This is a genomic window from Paracoccus sp. SJTW-4, from assembly GCF_047716885.1.
Taxonomy (GTDB): Bacteria; Pseudomonadota; Alphaproteobacteria; order Rhodobacterales; family Rhodobacteraceae; genus Paracoccus; species Paracoccus solventivorans.
The window spans coordinates 1,822,941-1,839,728 of record NZ_CP136681.1 but is presented as its reverse complement, the minus strand read 5'-3'; the positions used below and the strand labels follow the sequence as shown (position 1 = coordinate 1,839,728).

The following is a 16,788-nucleotide window of genomic DNA, read 5'->3' as shown; positions in this document are numbered from 1 at the left end:
GCTGACAGAATGACGACAATTTGGCCGATTCAACCCGGCCCGGCGGGGCGCAGAGGCTGCGGTCCGCCATCGGTCAGCAGCCAGGCGCCGCCCCCGTCCAGCCGTATCGCCGACAGCGGCCCGCCGCGCCCGGCGCCGCTGTCGATGTTGATACGGTTGCCGTAATGAGTGGCGCGCCGGATCGGGGTATGGCCGTGCACCACCAACACCCCGTGGTCGCGGGGATCGTCCAGGAACGGGCGGCGGATCCACATCAGCTCGCCGGGGTCCTGCGCCGCAAGCGCGACGCCGGGGCGAATACCGGCATGGACGAACAGCGCGCCCGCCTGCCGGTGCCACAGTGGCAGCGCCCCCAGCCAGCGCGCATGGGCGGCGGGAACCGCGGCCAGCGCCTCGGCATGAACCTCGGCCAGGGGACGGCGCGCCGCATCCGCCACCCCGTAAGAGGCCAGCGTGGTGTCCGCGCCCACGTCGCGGGCGATCCAGTTGGCGGGCATCGCGGCGCGCGGGTCCACCCAATGCGGGTCGCGCAGGAACTCGGGCAGGGCGGGGTCGTGGTTGCCGCGCAGCACGATCCAGTCGCGCCCCGCAGCCTGGCCCTGCATCAGATGCTCGACCACCCCGCGCGAATCGGGGCCGCGGTCGATCAGGTCGCCCAGATGCACGATCCGCGCATCCCTGCCGCCGTCGCGGGCGATCCGCTCATGCGCCTGCAGCAGCAGGTCCAGATGGCCGTGGATGTCGCCGATGGCATAGATGGGCATGGCTGCCTCTTCGCAGAGGCCCCGGCCGGCGGACCGGCCGGGGGATGGGCTCTCAGACCTCGAAGCGCAGCGCGCGGACCTGCTCGAACTTGCCGGTGGCCAGCAGCGCCTCGCGCACGTCCTCGCGCAGCGGCGCGTCCAGATAGGTGATGGCGATGGCATCGCCCCCGGTGCCTGCGCGGCCCAGCGAGAAATTGGCCATGTTCACGCCCAGCCCGCCCAGCGTCATCCCCAGCGTGCCGATTACGCCCGGAACGTCGCGGTTGCGGGTGTACATCATGTGCTCGCCGATCTCGGCATCGACGTTGATGCCGCGGATCTGGATGAAGCGGGGCTTGCCGTCGCTGAACACGGTTCCCGCGATGGAACGCTCGCGGTCGGCCGTCACCATGGTGACCTTGATATAGCCGTCATAGACGCCCGACTTGTCCTGGGTGGTGGTGGCGATATGGGTGCCGCGTTCCTTGGCGACGACCGGGGCCGAGACCATGTTCACATCCGGGTTCGATGCCTTCATCACCCCCGCGATCACCGCCGCGTTCAGCGCGTTCAGGTTCATCTCGGCTGCAACCCCGTCATAGAGGATGTTGACCGCCAGCACCGGCTCGTCGGTCATCTGCCCGACGAACGTCCCCAGATGCCCGGCCAGCTTGATCCAGGGGCCCATGACCGCGGCTTCCTCGGCGGTGACGCTGGGCATGTTCAGCGCGTTCTGCACGGCGCCGGTCAGCAGATAGTCCGACATCTGCTCGGCCACCTGCAGCGCCACGTTTTCCTGCGCCTCGGTGGTCGAGGCGCCCAGATGCGGGGTCACCACCACGTTCGGCAGGCCGAACAGCGGGCTGTCGGTGGCGGGCTCGGTCGCGAACACGTCCAGCGCGGCGCCGGCGACATGGCCGGATTTCAGCAGCTCGGCCAGCGCGGCCTCGTCCACCAGGCCGCCGCGGGCGGCGTTGATGATGCGCACGCCCTTTTTCGTCTTGGCCAGGTTTTCCGCCGACAGGATGTTGCGGGTCTTGTCGGTTAGCGGCACGTGCATGGTGATGAAGTCGGCCTTGGCCAGCAGCTCGTCCAGCTCGACCTTGGTCGCGCCCAGCTCTTTGGCGCGCTCGTCCGACAGGAAGGGGTCATAGGCCAGCACCTTCATGTGCAGCCCGCGGGCGCGGTCGATCACGATGCCGCCGATATTGCCGGCGCCGATCACCCCCAGGGTCTTGTTGAACAGCTCGACGCCCATGAAGCGGTTCTTTTCCCACTTGCCGGCATGGGTCGACACGCTGGCCTCGGGCAGCTGCCGCGCCACCGCGAACATCAGCGCGATGGCGTGTTCGGCGGTGGTGACGCTGTTGCCGAAGGGCGTGTTCATCACGATCACGCCCTTTTTCGACGCGGCCGGAATGTCGACGTTGTCGACACCGATGCCGGCGCGGCCGATCACCTTCAGCTTCGTGGCCTTTTCCAGCAGCTTGTCGGTGACCTTGGTGGCCGAGCGGATCGCCAGCCCGTCATAGTCGCCGATGATCTCGGCCAGCTTTTCCTTGTCCTTGCCAAGGGTGGGCAGATAGTCGACCTCGATCCCGCGGTCGCGGAAGATCTGGACGGCGGTTTCGCTCAGCGCGTCGGAAACCAGAACCTTGGGTGCCATGTGGATTCGTCCCATGTGAGATGTGGGGAAATGGTGCGTGCCGAGCACACACCCTACGGGAAGGGGTAGGGTGCGTGGTTCCCACGCACCGTCTGGCGTCAGCCCTGCGCGGACAGTTCCGTGCGATACGCCCATTCGATCCAGGGCGTCAGCGCCGCGACATCCGCGGCCTCGACGGTCGAGCCGCACCAGATCCGCAGCCCGGGAGGCGCGTCGCGATAGGCGCCGGCGTCCAGCGCCACGCCCTCGGCTTCCAGCCGCTTGGCGACGGCCTTGGCGAATGCGGCGCCGTCCCTGATCGCCGGGTCGGTGAACTTGAGGCACACCGAGGTGGTCGATTCCGTCGCCGGATCCTCGGCCAGATTGGCGATCCAGTCGTTAGCGGCGCAGAACTCGCGCAGCACCGCGGCATTGGCCTCGGCCCGCGCGGCCAGCGCCTTTTGCCCGCCAAGCGCCTTGGCCCATTTCAGCGCGACGATGTAATCCTCGACGCACAGCATCGACGGCGTGTTGATGGTCTCGCCCTTGAAGATGCCTTCGATCAGCTTGCCGCCCTTGGTCATGCGGAAGATCTTGGGCAGCGGCCAGGCGGGGGTATGGGTCTCCAGCCGCTCGACGGCGCGCGGGGACAGGATCAGCACGCCATGCGCGCCCTCGCCGCCCAGAACCTTCTGCCAGCTGAAGGTGACCACGTCGAGTTTGCTCCAGTCCATCTCCATCGCGAATGCAGACGAGGTCGCGTCGCAGATGGTCAGCCCGGCGCGGTCGGCAGGGATCACGTCGGCCGAGGGCAGCCGCACGCCCGAGGTGGTGCCGTTCCAGGTGAACACCACGTCATTGTCGAAATCGACCTGCGCGAAATCGACGATCTGGCCATAGGGCGCCTTGCGCACCTCGGCGTCGATCTTCAGCTGCTTGACGACATCGGTCACCCAGCCTTCGCCAAAGCTTTCCCAGGCCAGCATCTCGACCTTGCGCGGGCCCAGCAGCGACCACAGCGCCATTTCCATCGCGCCGGTGTCCGAGGCGGGAACGATGCCGATCCGGTAGTCGGCGGGAATCTCAAGAACCTCGCGGGTCAGCGCGATCGCCTCGGCCAGCTTGGCCTTGCCCACCGCCGAGCGGTGCGAGCGCCCCAGCGGCGCGTCGGCAAGCATGTCCAGGGAAAAGCCGGGGAGCTTGGCGCAGGGCCCCGAGGAAAAGCGCGGATTGGCCGGCCGCGCGGCCGGTTTCGTCATGTCAAGCATGGTTAGCCTTCCAGCTAAAAAGCCCTTCGTTGGGGAAGGGTGTCCCGCTGCCGGACCTACGCCTCGCATCCCTTTTGCGCAAGAGCGAAATTGCCCCGGCGCCGCCGCTGGCGCGGGGGCGGGAAACTTCGTAAGCGAGGGGCCGCAAGCCGCCGAAGGGGTCCCTCATGTATACCGTCAGCATCCTCGCCTCGCCCGTGCGCGCCGATCTGGACGACGATACCATCATCGCCCTGCAACGGCGCTGGAGCGGCGGGTGCGCGCTGTGGCTGGACCACGGCACCGCGGCCGAGTTTCCGGTGGAGACCCCGCCCGAGGATTTCGACGCCGCCTGGGCGGAACTCGACGCGCGCGGCTTCGACCTGGCCGTGCAGCCGACCGCGGGCCGGCGCAAGGCGGTGCTGCTGGCCGACATGGATTCGACGATGATCGGGCAGGAATGCATCGACGAGCTGGCCGACATGGCCGGCGTCGGCCCCCGCGTCGCCGCCATCACCGCGCGGGCGATGAACGGCGAGCTCGACTTCCACGAATCGCTGATCGCGCGGGTGGCGCTGCTGGAAGGTCTGCCCGATTCGGTGATCGCTCAGGTGCTGGACAGCCGCATCACCCTGGCCGCCGGGGGGCCGACGCTGGTCGCCACCATGCGCGCCAACGGGGCGTGGACCGCGCTGGTGTCCGGCGGGTTCACCGATTTCACCGGCCCGGTCGCCCGGAGGATCGGCTTTGACGAACAGCGCGCCAACGTGCTGCTGTCCGACGATTCGGGGCGGCTGAGCGGGCGCGTCGCCCTGCCGATCCTCGGCCGCGAGGCCAAGGTCGAGGCCCTGCGCGACATCACCGCCGCCCGCGGCCTGACCCCCGCCGACGCCATCGCGGTGGGCGACGGCGCCAACGACCTCGGCATGCTGCAACTCGCCGGAACCGGCGTCGCCCTGCACGCCAAGCCCGTGGTGGCCGCCCAGGCCCCGATCCGCATCAACCACGGCGACCTGACCGCGCTGCTCTACCTGCAAGGCTACGGCCGCGACGAGTTCGTGACGGGGGCGGAGTGAGGGGGAAGCGGTTGTGGTCCTTTGGCAGGAACCCGCGCTGCGCTGCACACCAAGCTGGTGAGCGCCACCCAGGATCCGATCCGCATCAACCACGGTGACCTGACTGCGTTGCTCTACCTGCAGGGCTGCGGCCGCGATGTGTTGGTGGCGGGACCGGCGAGGTGAAGGAAGTTTTGGGCCGCGGTGAGGGGCATTGGGTCTGGGCAACTGCTGTACTTTGCCGGAACCGGTGTCCTGTGCGCCAAGCCTGTCGTGGCGGCTCAAGCCCGATCCGCGTCACCACAGCGATCTGACCACACTCGGTCCATCGCCTCCCATATAGCGTTGCGGACCTGGATCAGCGGGTGGGAATGTGGATATTGATGAAAGAGCTGCCGGAGCCCATGCTTCTCCGACACTTTGCGGTAGGCGCAGCTTTCAGCCAAGGTGGCGGGAAATCACGTTGTCATGCAGGGCAACGTTACAACGAAGCTTCGACGAGCGTATCCTGATCTCCGTCATCGCAGGCCGGCTGCTCATTCGTCCTGGGGCGACTGCTACGCAGCCCTTTCTTTCCCCGCATCCCTTCGGGCGGTCGCAAATATCCTCCGGGGGTGCGGGGGTGGAAAACCCCCGCTCCGGCGGCGCGGCCAGGCGGGGCGGTGGCAATCGCGCAGCCGCGTTGCCGTGGCCGCAGCGGCGGTTAAGGTGCCAGTGCCGCCACGGTCTCGGCCGCCGGGCGGGCCACGGCGCGGGCGCAGCCGGTGCCCGCCCATTGCGCGCCATAGCTGGTGATGCCCTTGGCCAGTGCGGCCGCATTCAACGCCTTGCCCGCGGCGTAGGTGACCGGATAGCCGGGACTCTCCCGGTCCGGGATGGCGGTGAAGTCGTTGGTGCAGGACCGGGCCGGGCGGCCCGAGATTGCGCGGGTCATGGCGGTGTCGCCCCGCGACAGCGCGGCGCGATGGGCGGGCGTGGTGGCGGCCTCGGGCGCCAGCAGGAACGCGGTGCCGCATTGCACCGCCGCCGCCCCTGCCTCGAGCGCGCGGCGGCTGTCGTCCGCGTCCATGATCGCGCCTGCCGCGACCACCGGCAGGCCCAGCGGCAACAGTTGCTGCAGCAGCGCCAGCGTGTCCTGCCGCTCGTCCGGGCCGTCGGGGTCGAAGATGCCGCGGTGGCCGCCGGCCTGCCAGCCCTGGGCCACGATCAGATCGAGCCCGGCGTCGCGGATGCGCTCGCCCTCGGCCAGGCTGGTGGCGGTGGCGCCCAGCAGGCAGCCGCGGGCGCGCAGCGCGGCGATCTGGTCGGGGCGCGGCAGGCCGAAGTGGAAGGTCACCAGCGCAGGCGCCGCCGCCAGCACCTGGTCCAGCAGCGCGTCGCTTTCCAGAGTGCTCGGATAGGCATCCGCCAGCGCCGCGGGCGGTGCCGCGCCAAAGCGGGCGAAATGCGGGGCGAGCCGGTCCAGCCAGCGCGCCTCGGCGGCCGGGTCGCGACGCAGCGGCTGGTGGCAGAACAGGTTCACCCCATAGCTGCGGGCGGTCAGCCGCCGCGTCTCGGCCATGGCCTCGGCGGCCTGTTCGGGGCTCATCGCCGCAAGCCCGAGGCTGCCCAGCCCGCCCGCATTGCTGACCGCCGCCGCCAGCGCCGGGGTCGACACCCCCGCCATCGGCGCCTGGATCACCGGCACCTGCATCCCCAGCCGCGCGATGATGTCCATGGTTCCCTCCGGTCCTTGCTGCGCCGCCATCTTGCGCCCCCGTGCGGCGCTGTCCAGCCTTGCCCCGCAAATTCCGGCTATAGAAGTCCGGCGCCGCGGAAGCTCAGCTCGCGGCTCTTGCCGATGATGATGTGGTCGTGGACGGTGATGCCCATGGTGCCGGTCGCAGCCACGATCTGCCGGGTCATGTCGATATCGGCCTGGCTGGGGGTCGGGTCGCCCGAGGGATGATTGTGGACGAGAATCATCGCGCTGGCGTTCAGTTCCAGCGCGCGGCGGACGATTTCGCGCGGATAGACCGGGACGTGATCCACGGTCCCGCGGGCCTGCTGGTCGTCGGCGATCAGCACGTTCTTGCGGTCCAGATACAGTACCCGGAACTGTTCTACCGCGCCGTGCGCCATGGCGGTGTGGCAATAATCCAGCAACGCGTCCCAGCTGGTCAGCACCGGCCGGTTCATCACCCGCGAGCGCGCCAGCCGCTGCGCCGAGGCCTCGACGATCTTCAGTTCGGCGACGATGGCCTGGCCGACGCCCTCGACCTGCAGCAGCTGCCCGGGATCGGCCGAGAGCACCCGGTTGAAGTCGCCGAAACGGTCGAGCAGCCGCCGCGCCAGCGGCTTCATGTCCTGCCGCGGCACGGCACGGAACAGGATCAGCTCCAGCAGCTCGTAATCCGGCATCGCGGCGGCCCCGCCCTGCATGAAACGGTCGCGCAGCCGGGCGCGGTGATCGGCGATGTAGCTGGGCGGTCGGTCGCGCGCCCCCCGCGGGCGGACGGCGATGCAGTCATCCTCGGCCGCGGCAAGACCGAAGAGCGGGATCGGGGCTTCCTGAAAGGCATGATTCGCTGTCATGCCCCCATCCTGCCGCAGGGCAGGTTAAGGTCCGGTTAACGCGGCCCTGACATGGCGTCCTCGCGCCGGATGGCGGTGTTGCAGGGGTATTTGGACCAGAAAGAAGTCCTTGGAGCTGCTTCTTTCTGGCTCAAATACCCATACGGCAGCGCCGCCGGACCAGGGCTGCCGGTCAGGCGCCCAAACCGTCCCAGAAGGTCTTGATCTTCGAGAAAAAGCTGGCCGTCTGCGGGTGGTTGTCGGCGGCGATGCCGTCGAACTCGCGCAGCAGTTCCTTTTGGCGCGCGGTCAGGTTCACCGGGGTCTCGACCACAAGCTCGATCACCATGTCGCCGAAATCGCCGGTCAGCCCGGCGCCGTGGCGCAGCGGCGGCATTCCCTTGCCGCGCAGCCGCATCTGTCGTCCGGTCTGGCTGCCCGCGGGCACCTTGACGCGCGAGCGGCCGCCCTCGATCGTCGGCACCTCGACCTCGCCGCCAAGCGCGGCCGTGGTCATCCCCACCGGCACCTGGCAGGCCAGGGTGCGGCCGTCGCGCATGAAGATCGGGTGCTCGCGGACCTCGACGAAGATATAGAGATCGCCGGCCGGGCCGCCGCGCATCCCGGCCTCGCCCTCGCCGGCAAGCCGGATGCGGGTGCCGGATTCCACGCCCGCGGGGATCACCACCGACAGGCTGCGGTCCTGGGCCACGCGGCCGGCGCCGGCGCAGGATTTGCAGGGGTTCTTGACGATATGGCCGTTGCCGCCGCAGGTCGGGCAGCTGCGTTCGACGGTGAAGAAGCCCTGGCTGGCGCGGACCTTGCCCATGCCCGCGCAGGTGGGGCAGGTGGTGGGTTCCACCGCGCCCTCGGCGCCGGTGCCGTTGCAGGCCGAACAGGCGGTGGCGCCCGGCACGGTGATGGTCTTTTCGACCCCGCGCCAGGCTTCTTCCAGCGTGACGCGCAGGTCGTAGCGCAGGTCCTGGCCGCGGGTGGCGCGGCTGCGGCCGCCGGCGCGGGCGTTGGCGAACTCGCCGAACAGATCCTCGAACACATCGGCGAAGGCGGCGCCGAAATCGCCGTGGCCGCCGCGGCCGCCAAAGCCGTTGAACCCGGCCCCGCCGCCCTCGAACGCCGCATGGCCGAAGCGGTCATAGGCAGCCTTGCGCTGCGGGTCCTTGAGGCATTCATACGCCTCGTTCACTTCCTTGAACTCGGTTTCCGAGACCTTGCAGTCGGGGTTCAGGTCGGGGTGCAGGGACTTGGCCTTGCCACGGTAGGCCCGCTTGATCTCGTCGCTTGACGCGCCGCGAGCAACACCCAGAACGTCGTAATAGTCACGTTTTGCCATGGTCGTCCGTGTCGGTCCTTAGACGCCGCGAGGGCCTTGACGCCGCGGGTTCCGCAGCTTCGGCGCCGCCTGAGCGGTGGCGAAAGGCCCGGCCCGCGGGAGAACGCGGGCCGGGCCGGAATCGGGGCGCGCTTACTTGCGCTTGTCTTCGCCGAGATCCTCGAAATCGGCGTCCACGATGTCATCGTCCACGTCGCGCGGCGCGTCGGCGTCGCGCTCGGCGCCGTCACCCTCGGACTGGCCGGCCTTGTAGATGGCCTCGCCCAGCTTCATCGAGGCGTCCATCAGGTTCTGGATGCCGCCCTTGATCTTGCCGGCATCCTCGGACTTGATCGCCTCTTCCAGCGCGCCCGCGGCCAGTTCGATCGCCTCGACGGTCGAGCTGTCGACCTTGTCGCCGTGCTCTTCCAGCGACTTACGGGTCGAATGCAGCAGGCTTTCGGCCTGGTTGCGGGTCTCGACCAGCTCGCGACGGGCCTTGTCGGCCTCGGCATTGGCCTCGGCGTCGCGGACCATCTTGTCGATATCCTCATCCGACAGACCGCCCGAGGCCTGGATGGTGATGTTCTGCGACTTGCCGGTGCCCTTGTCCTTGGCCGAGACCGAGACGATGCCGTTGGCGTCGATGTCGAAGGTCACCTCGATCTGCGGCATCCCGCGCGGGGCCGGAGGAATGTCCTCAAGGTTGAACTGGCCCAGCAGCTTGTTGTCCGCGGCCATTTCGCGCTCGCCCTGGAAGACCCGGATGGTCACCGCGTTCTGGTTGTCCTCGGCGGTCGAGAAGGTCTGCGACTTCTTGGTCGGGATGGTGGTGTTGCGGTCGATCAGCCGGGTGAACACGCCGCCCAGCGTCTCGATCCCCAGCGACAGCGGGGTCACGTCCAGCAGCACCACGTCCTTGACGTCGCCCTGCAGCACGCCCGCCTGGATCGCCGCACCCAGCGCCACCACCTCGTCGGGGTTGACGCCCTTGTGGGGTTCCTTGCCGAAGAAGCCCTGCACCTCTTCGATGACCTTGGGCATCCGGGTCATGCCGCCGACCAGCACCACCTCGTCGATGTCGCCCTTGGCCAGCCCGGCGTCCTTCAGCGCGGCCTGGCAGGGTTTCAGCGTGGCCTTGATCAGGTCGCCGACCAGCGATTCCAGCTTGGCGCGGGTCAGCTTGACCACCATGTGCAGCGGCGTGCCGCTGTTCTTGTCCATCGAGATGAACGGCTGGTTGATCTCGGTCTGAGACGAGGACGACAGCTCGATCTTGGCCTTTTCGGCGGCTTCCTTCAGCCGCTGCAGCGCCATCTTGTCCTTGGTCAGGTCGACGCCGTGCTCTTTCTTGAACTCGTCGGCCAGGTAGTTGACGATCCGCATGTCGAAATCCTCGCCGCCGAGGAACGTGTCCCCGTTGGTCGATTTCACCTCGAACAGCCCGTCGTCGATTTCCAGGATGGTGATGTCGAAGGTGCCGCCGCCAAGGTCATAGACCGCGATGGTCCGGCTTTCCTTCTTGTCCAGACCGTAGGCCAGCGCGGCGGCGGTCGGTTCGTTGATGATGCGCAGCACCTCGAGCCCGGCGATCTTGCCGGCGTCCTTGGTGGCCTGGCGCTGGGCGTCGTTGAAATAGGCCGGGACGGTGATGACCGCCTGCTCGACCTTTTCGCCCAGATAGGATTCGGCGGTTTCCTTCATCTTCTGAAGGATCATCGCGCTGATCTGCGCGGGGGAATATTTCTCGCCCCGGACCTCGACCCAGGCGTCGCCGTTGCCGCCGTCCACGATCTTGTAGGGGACGAGGTTCCTGTCCTTTTCAACCTCGGCATCGCCCACGCGGCGACCGATCAGGCGCTTGACGGCAAAGACGGTGTTTTCGGGGTTGGTCACGGCCTGGCGCTTGGCCGGCTGCCCGACAAGGCGTTCGCTTTCGGTGAAGGCGACGATCGAGGGGGTGGTGCGCGCACCCTCGGCGTTCTCGATCACCCGCGGCTGGCTGCCGTCCATGATCGCGACGCAGCTGTTGGTGGTCCCGAGGTCGATCCCGATGACTTTGGCCATGGAAATACCTTTCTTGCGGCGATGGTCAGGCCGCGGGTCCGTTCGCGGCCCCCGCGCCAAAATCCCGATTGGTTGACTAGGTCCGAAGCGCTGCTTCGGGGGTTCGATGGCTATATAAGAAGGCGTTTGCGGCGTGCAAGCGCCGCTGCTCGCGGAATCCTGCATTGAATGCGCGGCGTTAGGCAGGCCCTCGCCGGCAGCGCCCGCCATGGAGGGAGCCGGGCGGCGGATTCAGGCAAGAACCCCCGGCAAATCCCTGTGCGGAAACGCGGCCGCCGCCCGTCATCGCCCGGCCATGTAGCTCAGCGACATCATGTTGCGGGTCACGAACTCGGCCATCAGCCCGATCATCAGCAGGGTCAGCGTCAGGTAGAACGGATAGGTCAGGTTCGAGTTGTGCGGCGTATAGTTGATGAACACGAAGCCGCGGTTCTGGTCGATCAGGTGGAACAGCGGGTTCCAGTCGAAGGCCCGCAGCAGGAACCCGGGCAGCATGTTGGCCACGAACATCTTGCCCGAGGCGATCATGTTCACCCGCCGCACGATCCTGGTCAGCATCGGCCCGATTTCCGGCAGCCACGAGGTGATGGACAGCAGGATCAGCCCCACCGTGCAGCCGGAAAACCACGAAAACAGCAACATCGCCAGCGCGCCGCGCCAGTTTTCCAGGTCCAGCGGCATCCACAGCGCATGATACATCCCCAGCAGCACCAGCGCGGACAGCATGTTGTTGTAAAGCGCCCCCAGCGCCGCCGCGCACATGGAAATCGCGGTGTTCAGCGGCCCGTGCTTGAGCATGGCGCTGGTGGATTTCCCCGCCCCGGCCACCGCGCCGACCGCCATGTTGAAGATCATGAACAGCAGGATCCCGCTCATGATGAACAGCAGGAAGTCGCCGCGGATCGGGGAATGGCGCACGCCAAAGACCCAGTACATCACCACGAAGGCCAGGATCATCACCGAGGATTGCGCGATGGTCAGCAGCAGCCCGATCACCGCGTTGCGGTGCTTGCCGCGCAGGCTGTGGACGGTCTGGTGATAGATCAGCGCCAGCGTGGTGAAGGCGGCGCCGACCATGGTCCGGGGTCTGCTCTGGACGAACATGCTGCGCGCTGCACCCTTTTCGGACCGGCAGCGCCTGCGCGCTTGCCCATTGCCTGCGGGGCGATCATAAATTCGCAAACTGCCGCGTTCAACCGCCCCGCAGCAGGCAATATCCCGGAACCCCGTCGGATCAAAAGGAAAATCCATGCAATTCGACAGATTGATCTTCGAGATGCGGCGTCTGGCGCTTGAGGCCGGGGAGTTGATCCTCGACATCTACCGGCGCCCCGACTTCGAGGTGCGGGCCAAGGACGACGCCTCGCCGGTGACCGAGGCCGACGAGGCCGCCGATGCGCTGATCTCCTCCGGGCTGCGCGCGGCGTTCCCCGACATCCCGCTGGTGACCGAGGAACAGCAGGCCACCCACGGGCAGCGCCTGTCCAGCTTCCTGATCGTCGATCCGCTGGACGGCACCAAGGAGTTCGTCCAGCGCCGCGGCGATTTCACCGTCAACATCGCCTATGTGCAGGACGGGGTGCCGCTGCACGGGGTGGTCTATGCCCCGGCCCGCGGGCGGCTGTTCTATACGCTGGCCGAGGGCGGCGCGGTCGAGGAAACCGGCCCCTTCGGCCCCACGCCCGGCACCGTCCATCCCATCGGGGTCAACCCCACCCCCGACAACCGCGCGCTGATGGTGGTGGCGTCGAAATCCCACCGCGACCAGGCGACCGACGACTATATCGCCCGCTATGCGGTGCGCGACATGACCAGCGCCGGCTCGTCGCTGAAGTTCTGCCTGGTGGCGACCGGAGAGGCGGATCTCTACCCGCGGCTGGGCCGCACCATGGAATGGGACACCGCCGCGGGCGATGCGGTGCTGCGCGGCGCCGGGGGCGAGGTGGTGCGCTTTGACGACCACAGCCCGCTGACCTATGGCAAGCCGGGGTTCGAGAACCCGTTCTTCATCGCGCACGCGCCGGGCGTGCTGCTGCAACCGGGGGTCTAGGAATGTCCGTCGTCATCGTCATCCCGGCGCGCTTTGCGTCCAGCCGCTATCCCGGCAAGCCGCTGGTCGAGCTGCGCGGCGCCGATGGCACCAAGCGCAGCCTGATCCGGCGCAGCTGGGACGCGGCGCGGCAGGTCGCGGGCGTGGACAGGGTGATCGTCGCCACCGACGATTCGCGCATCGCCGACCATGCCGCGGGCTTCGGGGCCGAGGTGGCGATGACCTCGACCACCTGCCGCAACGGCACCGAACGCTGCGCCGAGGTGCTGGCCAACCTGCCCGACACCCCCGAAATCCTGGTCAACCTGCAGGGCGACGCGCCGCTGACGCCCTCGTGGTTCGTCGAGGATCTGGTCGCCGGGCTGCGCGCCGCCCCGGGGGCCGAGGTGGCGACGCCGGTGCTGAACTGCTCGGGCGCGATGCGCGCCGATTTGCTGGCCGACCGCGCCGCCGGGCGGGTGGGCGGCACCACCGCGGTGTTCGGCGCCGACGGGCGGGCGCTGTATTTTTCCAAGGAAGTGCTTCCCTTCGTCCCCCATGACGTGGCGCCCGACGCCGCCAGCCCGGTGTTCCACCATGTCGGCGTCTATGCCTATCGCCCGCAGGCGCTGGCCGCCTATGCCGGCTGGCCCGAGGGGCGGCTGGAAAAGCTCGAGGGGCTCGAGCAGCTGCGGTTCCTGGAACACGGCCGCCCGGTGCTCTGCGTCGAGGTCGAGGCCCGTGGCCGCGAGTTCTGGGAGCTGAACAACCCCTCGGACGTCGAGCGGATCGAATCGATGATGCGGCGCATGGGCATGGGCTGAGCCGCCCGGCCGCCCGCGCCACCCGCATCCGGGCGGCTGGAATGCGCGAAAACCCGCTGTGCGGGCGGTCGCGAGGTGGGAAAGCGGCCGGAATGCGTCCAATCCCTTGCCGTCCCTTCGCGACAGGGACATAGGATGGATCTGTCGGCACGCAGACATACGATGTAATTGTAACAGGTAAGAAGCTGGGGTTCAGATGACGCGCAAGGTTACGAAGGCCATCTTTCCTGTGGCCGGTCTGGGAACGCGTTTCCTGCCGGCGACGAAGTCGATCCCGAAAGAGATCATGACGCTCGTCGACCGGCCGCTGATCCAATACGCCATCGACGAGGCGCGGGCGGCGGGAATCACCGAGTTCATCTTTGTCACCTCGCGCGGCAAGGGCGCGCTCGAGGATTACTTCGACCACTCGCACGAGCTGGAAAACCACCTGCGCAAGACGGGCAAGAAGGACCTGCTCGAGGTCCTGCGCCAGACCAACATGGAATCGGGCGCCATCGCCTATATCCGCCAGCACAAAGCGATGGGGCTGGGCCATGCGGTCTGGTGCGCCCGCCGCCTGATCCACGACGAGCCCTTTGCCGTGGTGCTGACCGACGACGTGGTGATGGGTGAGCCGCCCTGCCTGCAGCAGATGATCGAGGCCCATGCCGAGACCGGCGGCAGCATGGTCGCCACCATGGAAGTGCCGCTGGAAAAGACCAAATCCTACGGGATTCTCGACGTGGCCGAGGATATGGGCGCCATCGTCCGCGCCCGCGGCATGGTGGAAAAGCCCAAGGAAAACCCGCCCTCGAACCTGGCGGTGATCGGGCGCTACGTGCTGGCCCCGACGGTGCTGCAGAACCTCAACAAGCTGAAAGAGGGCGCGGGCGGCGAAATCCAGCTGACCGACGCCATCGCCGACGAGATCGCCGAGGGGCGCGACGTGTTCGGCCTGCGCTTCCGCGGCCAGCGCTATGACTGCGGCTCCAAGGCCGGGTTCCTGCAGGCGACGGTGGCCTTTGGGCTGGCGCGTGACGACCTCAAGGACGAGTTCGCGGAATATCTTCACGACATCATGGCGATGCGCAAGGCGGCGGAATAGCCCATGCCGCCGAAGATCCTGGTCACGGGCGGGGCGGGCTATATCGGCTCGCACGCCTGCAAGGCGCTGGCCGCGGCGGGCTATGTCCCCGTCACCTATGACAATCTCTGCACCGGCTGGCGCGATGCGGTCCGGTTTGGCCCGTTCGAGCGTGGCGATCTGTCCGACCGCGCCCGGCTGGACCAGGTGTTCGCCGACCACCAGCCGGTCGCGGTGATGCATTTCGCCGCGCTCAGCCAGGTGGGCGAGGCGATGCAGGACCCCGGCAGATACTGGCGCGGCAATGTCTGCGCCTCGCTGACGCTGATCGAGGCGATGCTGGCAGCGGGCGTGCGCGACATGGTGTTCAGCTCGACCTGCGCCACCTATGGCGACCAGGACGGGGTGGTGCTGGACGAAACCACCGCGCAGGCGCCGCTGAACGCTTATGGCGGCTCGAAACGCGCGATCGAGGACATGCTGCGCGACTTTGGCGCCTCGCACGGGCTGCGCTCGGTGATCTTTCGCTATTTCAACGTGGCCGGCGCCGACCCCGAGGCCGAGGTCGGAGAATTCCACCAGCCCGAGACGCATCTGATCCCGCTGATCCTGGACGCGCTCGACGGGCGGCGCCCGGCGCTAACCATCCACGGCACCGACTATCCCACCCCCGACGGCACCTGCATCCGCGACTATGTGCATGTGATGGATCTGGTCGAGGCGCATCTGCTGGGGCTGAACTGGCTGCGCGCGCCCGGCCACCTGCCGCAGGGCGGCACCGAGCTGTTCTGCCTGGGCACCGGCCGCGGCTTTTCCGTGCGCGAGGTGCTGGACCAGGCCGGCCAGATCACCAACCGCACCGTCCCTGTGACCGAAGGCCCGCGCCGGCCCGGCGATGCGGTCAAGCTGGTGTCGGGCAGCGAAAAGGCCGGGCGGGTGCTGGGCTGGCAGCCGCAGCGCTCGACGTTGTCCTGCATGATCTCGGACGCTTGGCGCTGGCACCAGACCGGCCATTACGCCGGCTGATCCCGGTGGCCGCCTTGCCGGACCGGCCGACCCTGCGACAGCGGCTGCGGGTGCAATGGCTGCGCGCCCGGCTGCTGGCGCGGGCGTTGCGCAGCCGCCGCGACCTGCGGCTGGTCTCGGCCCGGGGCGGCCGGGCGGGGCGCGGCGACATCCTCGCCTTTGCCGTGGTGCGCAACGAATCCGAGCGGCTGGCGCATTGGCTGGACCACCACCGCCGCCTGGGGGTGGCGCGGTTCCATGTCGTGGACAACGGCAGCGACGACGGCAGCGCCGAGTTCCTGGCGGCGCAGCCCGATGTCTGGCTGTGGACGACGCAGGCCAGCTATCGCGAATCCCGCTTCGGGCGCGACTGGACCAACTGGCTGCTGACCCGCTACGGCGCCGGGCACTGGTGCCTGACGCTGGATGCCGACGAGCTGCTGAGCTTTCCCCACGACGACCGCGCCGACCTGCATGATCTGGTGGCCGAGCTGGACCGGCGGCGGGTGCCGGCGCTGGGGGCGCTGATGCTGGATCTTTACCCGCGCGGCCCGCTGTGCCCCGACCCGCGCCCCAAGGGCGAACAGGCGCTGCGGCGGCTGGAATGGTTCGACGCCGGCAACTATCGCTGCCGCATCATGGCCCCGATGCGCAACCGCTGGGTGCAGGGCGGGGTGCGCGACCGGGTGTTCTTCGCCGACCGCCCCCGGCGCGCGCCCACGCTGAACAAGCTGCCGCTGGTGCGCTGGCGCCGCGGCTTCGCCTATGTCAACTCGACCCACTCGGCGCTGCCCTCGCGGCTGAACGACGCCTGGGACGGGCCCGGCGATACGCGGCTGTCCGGGGCGCTGCTGCACACCAAGTTCCTGCCCACGATCATCGAGAAATCCCGCAGCGAGCGCCGCCGCGAACAGCATTTCAGCGACCCCGCCGCCTATCGGCATTATTACGACGCGGTGATCGCCAACCCCGATCTGTGGCACGAGGGCGCGCGGCGGCTGGCCGGCTGGGAAAGCCTTGTCGCGGCCGGGATCATGTCGGCGGGCGACTGGCGCGGGCCGGGCTGATCGCTGCGCGCCCGGGGTGCGGCGCCCTGTCGCACCTGAGGTCTGAATGCAGCGGATTCTCGCTATCTTGTTGATTAGTGTTTGGTAATAAAATAATCCCGCCTTAAAATAATTTAGTCAAAATTCGACAGCCGCTGAAACCGGCAAGAGAAGCGTC

General features: G+C 68.2%; 14 protein-coding genes. 6 read left to right on the top strand and 8 right to left on the bottom strand.

What is annotated here, in order from left to right:
• Nucleotides 1-29: 29 nt before the first annotated feature.
• From RSP45_RS09085 to RSP45_RS09075, 3 genes are all read right to left on the bottom strand, one after another.
• A complete protein-coding gene (locus RSP45_RS09085; RefSeq protein ID WP_415391667.1) occupies nucleotides 30-764 on the bottom strand; it encodes a metallophosphoesterase in 735 nt (244 codons plus the stop codon).
• 52 nt (nucleotides 765-816) lie between these two features.
• Nucleotides 817-2,409: a phosphoglycerate dehydrogenase gene (gene serA / locus RSP45_RS09080; RefSeq protein ID WP_415391666.1), complete on the bottom strand. Its 1,593-nt coding sequence runs from the start codon at nucleotides 2,407-2,409 to the stop codon at nucleotides 817-819.
• A gap of 98 nt (nucleotides 2,410-2,507) precedes the next feature.
• Nucleotides 2,508-3,656, bottom strand: a complete 1,149-nt coding sequence (locus tag RSP45_RS09075; protein ID WP_415391665.1) for a phosphoserine transaminase — start codon at nucleotides 3,654-3,656, stop codon at nucleotides 2,508-2,510.
• Between the two features lie 167 nt (nucleotides 3,657-3,823).
• On the opposite strand from RSP45_RS09075, the gene serB reads away from it, so the two are divergent.
• A complete protein-coding gene (gene serB, locus RSP45_RS09070; protein WP_415391664.1) occupies nucleotides 3,824-4,711 on the top strand; it encodes a phosphoserine phosphatase SerB in 888 nt (295 codons plus the stop codon).
• 682 nt (nucleotides 4,712-5,393) lie between these two features.
• On the opposite strand, the gene RSP45_RS09065 is transcribed toward serB, so the two are convergent.
• From RSP45_RS09065 to RSP45_RS09045, 5 genes are all read right to left on the bottom strand, one after another.
• Nucleotides 5,394-6,407: an NAD(P)H-dependent flavin oxidoreductase gene (locus tag RSP45_RS09065; protein WP_415391663.1), complete on the bottom strand. Its 1,014-nt coding sequence runs from the start codon at nucleotides 6,405-6,407 to the stop codon at nucleotides 5,394-5,396.
• A 77-nt stretch (nucleotides 6,408-6,484) separates the two neighbouring features.
• Nucleotides 6,485-7,264: a RadC family protein gene (gene radC, locus RSP45_RS09060; RefSeq protein WP_324329069.1), complete on the bottom strand. Its 780-nt coding sequence runs from the start codon at nucleotides 7,262-7,264 to the stop codon at nucleotides 6,485-6,487.
• Between the two features lie 172 nt (nucleotides 7,265-7,436).
• Nucleotides 7,437-8,594, bottom strand: coding sequence for a molecular chaperone DnaJ (gene dnaJ / locus RSP45_RS09055; protein ID WP_415391662.1), 1,158 nt, complete (start codon nucleotides 8,592-8,594; stop codon nucleotides 7,437-7,439).
• 132 nt (nucleotides 8,595-8,726) lie between these two features.
• On the bottom strand, nucleotides 8,727-10,640 hold the full coding sequence (gene dnaK / locus RSP45_RS09050) for a molecular chaperone DnaK (RefSeq protein ID WP_073068002.1): 1,914 nt from the start codon (nucleotides 10,638-10,640) through the stop codon (nucleotides 8,727-8,729).
• 282 nt (nucleotides 10,641-10,922) lie between these two features.
• A complete protein-coding gene (locus RSP45_RS09045; protein WP_415391661.1) occupies nucleotides 10,923-11,744 on the bottom strand; it encodes an ABC transporter permease in 822 nt (273 codons plus the stop codon).
• Between the two features lie 145 nt (nucleotides 11,745-11,889).
• On the opposite strand from RSP45_RS09045, the gene cysQ reads away from it, so the two are divergent.
• The 5 genes from cysQ (at nucleotide 11,890) to RSP45_RS09020 (ending at nucleotide 16,631) form a co-directional block, all read left to right on the top strand.
• Entirely contained in the window at nucleotides 11,890-12,690 is an 801-nt protein-coding gene (cysQ, locus tag RSP45_RS09040) for a 3'(2'),5'-bisphosphate nucleotidase CysQ (protein ID WP_415391660.1), read from the top strand.
• A gap of 2 nt (nucleotides 12,691-12,692) precedes the next feature.
• A complete protein-coding gene (locus RSP45_RS09035; protein ID WP_415391659.1) occupies nucleotides 12,693-13,493 on the top strand; it encodes a 3-deoxy-manno-octulosonate cytidylyltransferase in 801 nt (266 codons plus the stop codon).
• Nucleotides 13,494-13,689: 196 nt separating this feature from the next.
• Nucleotides 13,690-14,580, top strand: a complete 891-nt coding sequence (locus RSP45_RS09030) for a UTP--glucose-1-phosphate uridylyltransferase (RefSeq protein WP_073067994.1) — start codon at nucleotides 13,690-13,692, stop codon at nucleotides 14,578-14,580.
• A gap of 3 nt (nucleotides 14,581-14,583) precedes the next feature.
• Nucleotides 14,584-15,585: a UDP-glucose 4-epimerase GalE gene (gene galE, locus RSP45_RS09025; protein ID WP_415391658.1), complete on the top strand. Its 1,002-nt coding sequence runs from the start codon at nucleotides 14,584-14,586 to the stop codon at nucleotides 15,583-15,585.
• Nucleotides 15,549-16,631, top strand: a complete 1,083-nt coding sequence (locus RSP45_RS09020; protein WP_415391657.1) for a glycosyltransferase family 2 protein — start codon at nucleotides 15,549-15,551, stop codon at nucleotides 16,629-16,631. Before galE ends, RSP45_RS09020 begins: the two co-directional genes overlap by 37 nt.
• The last annotated feature ends 157 nt before the right edge of the window (nucleotides 16,632-16,788 follow it).

What these genes read in the sequence shown, in the direction of transcription:
- RSP45_RS09085 (WP_415391667.1), bottom strand. Translation starts at nt 764, where the DNA reads ATGCCCATCTATGCCATCGGCGACATCCACGGCCATCTGGACCTGCTG.
- serA (WP_415391666.1), bottom strand. Translation starts at nt 2,409, where the DNA reads ATGGCACCCAAGGTTCTGGTTTCCGACGCGCTGAGCGAAACCGCCGTC.
- RSP45_RS09075 (WP_415391665.1), bottom strand. Translation starts at nt 3,656, where the DNA reads ATGCTTGACATGACGAAACCGGCCGCGCGGCCGGCCAATCCGCGCTTT.
- serB (WP_415391664.1), top strand. Translation starts at nt 3,824, where the DNA reads ATGTATACCGTCAGCATCCTCGCCTCGCCCGTGCGCGCCGATCTGGAC.
- RSP45_RS09065 (WP_415391663.1), bottom strand. Translation starts at nt 6,407, where the DNA reads ATGGACATCATCGCGCGGCTGGGGATGCAGGTGCCGGTGATCCAGGCG.
- radC (WP_324329069.1), bottom strand. Translation starts at nt 7,264, where the DNA reads ATGACAGCGAATCATGCCTTTCAGGAAGCCCCGATCCCGCTCTTCGGT.
- dnaJ (WP_415391662.1), bottom strand. Translation starts at nt 8,594, where the DNA reads ATGGCAAAACGTGACTATTACGACGTTCTGGGTGTTGCTCGCGGCGCG.
- dnaK (WP_073068002.1), bottom strand. Translation starts at nt 10,640, where the DNA reads ATGGCCAAAGTCATCGGGATCGACCTCGGGACCACCAACAGCTGCGTC.
- RSP45_RS09045 (WP_415391661.1), bottom strand. Translation starts at nt 11,744, where the DNA reads ATGTTCGTCCAGAGCAGACCCCGGACCATGGTCGGCGCCGCCTTCACC.
- cysQ (WP_415391660.1), top strand. Translation starts at nt 11,890, where the DNA reads ATGCAATTCGACAGATTGATCTTCGAGATGCGGCGTCTGGCGCTTGAG.
- RSP45_RS09035 (WP_415391659.1), top strand. Translation starts at nt 12,693, where the DNA reads ATGTCCGTCGTCATCGTCATCCCGGCGCGCTTTGCGTCCAGCCGCTAT.
- RSP45_RS09030 (WP_073067994.1), top strand. Translation starts at nt 13,690, where the DNA reads ATGACGCGCAAGGTTACGAAGGCCATCTTTCCTGTGGCCGGTCTGGGA.
- galE (WP_415391658.1), top strand. Translation starts at nt 14,584, where the DNA reads ATGCCGCCGAAGATCCTGGTCACGGGCGGGGCGGGCTATATCGGCTCG.